This window comes from Oleiphilus sp. HI0123 (assembly GCF_001635315.1).
Genome location: NZ_LWGE01001335.1, coordinates 1 through 4,544, shown reverse-complemented (window position 1 = coordinate 4,544; position 4,544 = coordinate 1). Strand labels below are relative to the sequence as shown.

Genomic DNA, 4,544 nt, shown 5'->3' with positions numbered 1-4,544 from the left:
GATAGTAACGGCAACACTCACTATACGGACAAGAAACCAAACCATACCGAGTCGACCAGTATTCAAATTAAAACTAGCACTGCATCACAGCGCACCAGCGCACAAAACCAAGCAAAAGCTATCGATGAAAAAACAGCCAAAGAAATGCAAGTTCGACAAGGGATCGCTCAAGAAGAAGCTAGAAAAATTGAGATTGAAGAAAAATGTAAAGCAATCAGAGAAAACCTTAGAGTTATTGCTGAAACTAGCCGCATAACAGTTGTTGAAGAAGGCGTCACCCGCTTCCTAAGCCCTGAAGAGATCAACGAAAAGAAGGCAAACTTCCAAAAACAAATTGAAGACTACTGCCAATAATACAATACGGAGGACACCGAGCCTTTAGACCATACCAAAAGCTCGGTGCCTTACTACCTTTTTTCAAACACTATTTCATCTGCTTCAGCTCTCGCTACTATAGTGTCACCCGACACATAATCACCTGCCAACAAATTCTGAGCCAATGGATTCTCAACCCAACGCTGTATAGCTCGCTTTAGAGGCCTTGCCCCATAAACCGGATCAAACCCGGCTTCGGCCAACTTAGCCATAGCATCCGCCTCAAACTCCAAGGTAATATCCTGCTCTAACAAACGCTTACTTAAGCCTTTCAATTGAATCTGCGCTATACCCTGAATTTGCTGGGCTCCCAAAGCATGGAAGACCACCACTTCATCAATACGGTTGATAAACTCCGGCCTAAAATGAGCCGATACAGAATCCATGACAGCATTCTTTATCTGATCATAACCCGCGCCTTCCATTCCCATAGCCTGGATAACATCAGAACCCAAATTAGACGTCATGATAATAACCGTATTCCTGAAATCGACAGTACGACCTTGACCATCAGTTAAACGACCATCTTCCAATACCTGAAGCAAGATATTGAACACATCCGGGTGTGCCTTCTCCACCTCATCCAATAGCAATACCGAATAGGGTCTCCTGCGGACAGACTCTGTCAAATAGCCACCTTCTTCATAGCCTACATATCCAGGAGGAGCGCCAATTAGGCGAGCCACCGAATGCTTTTCCATAAATTCGGACATATCGATACGAACCATCGCATCTTCAGTATCGAAGAGGAAACTCGCCAAGGCTTTACAAAGTTCGGTTTTACCGACACCTGTTGGCCCCAAAAATAGAAAGGAGCCATTTGGACGATTAGGGTCAGCCAAACCCGCACGAGAACGACGTACTGCATCGGATACCGCTTGCACTGCTTCAGATTGACCAATTACCCGCTCATGCAGAGAACCTTCCATTCTCAACAACTTATCCTTTTCGCCCTCCAGCATTTTTGAGACCGGAATACCCGTCCACTTCGATACTGTTTCTGCTATCTCTTCTTCGGTCACTCGATTACGTAATAAGGTCATACCCATCATTTCAGCCTGGCTCGCCATATCCAACTGGCGCTCCAATTCGGGAATCTTCCCGTACTGCAATTCCGACATCAATGCCAAGTCACCCTCTCGACGAGCACTCTCCAATTCGACCCTAGCCTGCTCTAACTGACTCTTAACTTTCTGGGAACCATGCAGAGCTGCCTTTTCTGCCAACCAGACTTCTTCCAGATCTGAAAATTCCTTTTCAAGTTCAGAAATTTGCTCATTCAGCTCTACAAGGCTCTTTTTAGATGAAGAATCCTGCTCCTTCTTAAGCGCCTCCCGCTCGATTTTCATTTGAATCAAACGGCGCTCCAAGCGATCTAAAGCTTCTGGCTTTGAGTCCATCTCCATTCGAATTTGGCTTGCTGCCTCGTCAACCAAATCTATCGCCTTATCCGGTAATTGGCGATCAGCTATATAGCGATGAGAAAGCTTGGCTGCAGCGATAATTGCACTATTGGTAATTTCTACCCCATGATGGACTTCGTAACGCTCTTTCAAACCGCGCAGAATAGCAATGGTATCTTCAACAACCGGCTCCTCTACTAGAACTTTCTGGAAACGCCTTTCCAAGGCAGCATCTTTCTCTATATATTCACGATATTCATCAAGCGTAGTAGCGCCAACACAATGCAGCTCACCTCGAGAAAGTGCAGGCTTCAACATATTCCCCGCATCCATTGAGCCCTCTGCCTTACCAGCACCAACCATGGTATGAATTTCATCGATAAAGAGGATTATCTGCCCTTCTTGCTTACTCAGCTCATTAAGCACACCTTTCAAGCGCTCCTCAAATTCACCTCGAAACTTAGCCCCGGCAATCAATGCCCCCATATCCAAGGACAAGACTCTCTTATCTTTTAAGCCGTCAGGTACTTCACCGTTTACAATTCGTTGAGCTAAACCTTCGACAATAGCTGTTTTACCGACACCCGGCTCACCTATCAAAACGGGGTTATTCTTACGTCGACGTTGAAGAACCTGCACCGTGCGACGAATCTCATCATCACGACCAATAACCGGGTCCAGTTTTCCTTCTACGGCTCTAGCCGTCAAATCAACCGTAAATTTATCTAATGCCTCTCTATTTTCCTCAGCCCCTTGATCATTCACGCCATCACCTCCTCTCACCTGGTCAATCGCTTCTTCTAAAGCAGCTTTTTCTACCTTATAAGATTTCATCAAAGCGCCTAAAGCACCTTTATCACCAGTCGCAGCAAGTAAGACCATCTCACTTGAAATAAACTGATCGCCTTTTTTCTGCGCTAACTTATCAGCAATGTTCAGCATTCGCCCCAGGTCGTTGGACATATGCACATCACCGTCTGCACCTTCGACGGTCGGTAATTCATCAACCAGACGACCAAGCTCAGTTCTAAATTGTTTTACATCTACAGAAAGCTGTCTCAATAAGGCGGATACGCTGCCATTTTGGTCAATTAGAACCTGGATCAAATGCACCGGCTCTATAAACTGATGATCCTTTCCCAAGGCTATAGATTGCGCATCTGATATCGCAACCTGCAAACGGCTCGTCAAACGATCAATTCTCATAAGTTATCCCCCCGAAGGAATCAATAGTATCTAAGTTCAGTAAACTTCGTTATGACATAGATAAGGCTCGCCTGGACATTTTCAAGGCCCAACACATAAATTGCGCCAATTTATTGACACAAATCAATAAAAATACTCCCACTTCTACAGAAACTAACCGAGTGGTAATCAATTTTTTATGGTCAAGATCACACCAAACTCGTACAGTAATTGCAGAGCCTTTGCTTAACGATTAATATGGCCGGATTATATCGGCGTCCAATTTCACCAGCCGACCCACTACCTACTCACGCGAATACCCTTAGATGCCTAGCGACAACAACCCTGTTTTTATTGACTTCGAAGCTTCCAGCCTAGACCTCCTATCCAGCTACCCTATTGAAGTAGGTGTTTGCCTGGCTGATGGCAGCACCAGAAGCTGGCTGATCAAACCGCACGTATTATGGAAAGACTGGTCAGAAAAAGCCGCGCGAATACATGGAATCAGTAAAGACCAACTTCAACAAGAAGGCGCTGAGATTAGCCAGGTTGTTCGCGAACTTAATGATCTACTTAGTGGGGATGTATATTGCGATGCCTGGGCCTTCGATAGTTTTTGGCTTCATCGCCTATTTAAAGCGGCAAAATGCAAACCCAACTTCCATCTAGACTCCCTCTCATCAATTCTCGATGAAGAGCAAATCGATAGATGGCAGGACATCAGAGCTGGCGTTATAGATGAGCTACAGCTTGTTCGGCACCGCGCTGCAAATGATGCTTACATACTTCATAAAACCTGGCAGAAATTAGGAGCCCAGCTTAAATGAAATTATTAAGAAATACGCTCGCAGGCCTTTCTGCACTATCAGTACTCGCGGCCTGTACACCGACCTTCCAAACAACCGAGCAGCTATGCCAAGCCCATCTGCCAACAAGGCAGATAGTTCAAAACCAAAGCTACGAAGTACTCGCAAATGAAGAAAATAGCGAATACAAACTTTACCTTGAGGACTTCATTAATAGCTTTAAAGGCCTGCAATCTAAATCTATTGACGCTAGTGGTAACCCAATTTTATCTGACCTTTCAGCTGACGAGGAAGCCGTCCGCGACTTTATATTGCAACAGATCAGCGCAGATATGAACTACACACTAGATGACGAGGGAACCGTAGAATCAGCAAACAACCCCCTAGATTTTATGGAAAACCTTATTGCTGCCATCGACAGCGAAAAACTTGTTCAAACATTCGTCGAAGCTAAGGAGCAAATGTCCTCCGCAATCAGCAGCGATGACGGACACTGCACCTACAGCAATGATCAGATAGAGTTTCTCCGTGAAGATGACTCATTCAATATTCTAGATCAGTTTAGCGCCTCATTGGACCTGACTTACATCCCTTCAGCCTTTGTCGAAATAGATAATAAGGTTGATCAAACCGTTCTAATAGCTTTCGACCAAGATCCGACTGTGGAAACAGATGATGAAATTCAATTTGCCGCTCTAGACCGGATCGCGCCTGAAAATTTCAAAGAGTCCGGATTCAGTGAAGCGAAAGTAAGGCAGATCAAGGTAATCCATCA

At 45.0% G+C, this 4,544-nt stretch carries 4 protein-coding genes; 3 read left to right on the top strand and 1 reads right to left on the bottom strand.

What is annotated here, in order from left to right; translation table 11 throughout:
* Positions 1-354: hypothetical protein (locus A3761_RS27810; protein ID WP_068750537.1), on the top strand; the 354-nt coding region annotated here is incomplete at its 5' end.
* 53 nt (positions 355-407) lie between these two features.
* Here A3761_RS27810 and clpB read toward each other — a convergent pair.
* Complete coding sequence (gene clpB, locus A3761_RS16600) at positions 408-2,984, bottom strand: ATP-dependent chaperone ClpB (RefSeq protein ID WP_068634314.1); 2,577 nt, start codon at positions 2,982-2,984, stop codon at positions 408-410.
* 305 nt (positions 2,985-3,289) lie between these two features.
* Between clpB and A3761_RS16595 the strand changes: the two genes are divergently transcribed.
* Complete coding sequence (locus A3761_RS16595; RefSeq protein WP_068552795.1) at positions 3,290-3,790, top strand: exonuclease domain-containing protein; 501 nt, start codon at positions 3,290-3,292, stop codon at positions 3,788-3,790.
* On the top strand, positions 3,787-4,544 hold a 758-nt coding region (locus A3761_RS16590; protein WP_156491901.1), incomplete at its 3' end, for a hypothetical protein. The genes A3761_RS16595 and A3761_RS16590, both read left to right, overlap by 4 nt.

Excerpts from the sequence above, each read along its gene's own strand:
- clpB (WP_068634314.1), bottom strand. The coding sequence starts at position 2,984 with ATGAGAATTGATCGTTTGACGAGCCGTTTGCAGGTTGCGATATCAGAT.
- A3761_RS16595 (WP_068552795.1), top strand. The coding sequence starts at position 3,290 with ATGCCTAGCGACAACAACCCTGTTTTTATTGACTTCGAAGCTTCCAGC.